Annotated in this window: 1 pseudogene; it reads left to right on the plus strand. The window is 40.4% G+C overall.

What is annotated here, in order from left to right:
- Positions 1–208 (plus strand): annotated as a pseudogene (locus V6256_RS16235) (NADH:ubiquinone reductase (Na(+)-transporting) subunit B); the annotation flags it as partial.

Genomic DNA, 208 nt, shown 5'->3' on the forward strand with positions numbered 1-208 from the left:
CGTTCGTGAAGGAATTGACCTTAAACGTATGATGATTTTTGAATGGTTAGCAACTTTCCCTGCAATGTTTTACGGTATGTACAACACTGGTGAGCAAGCTAATGAAGCAATTGTAGCGGGTTACTCTGCATTAGAAGATTGGCGATTAGCTTTATTAAATATGTTCGGTGTGACCATGGGCTCTGGTGCTGGTCTATTTCATAACTTC

It is taken from the genome of Psychromonas aquatilis, assembly GCF_038155185.1.
In the GTDB taxonomy this organism is placed as follows: Bacteria; Pseudomonadota; Gammaproteobacteria; order Enterobacterales; family Psychromonadaceae; genus Psychromonas; species Psychromonas aquatilis.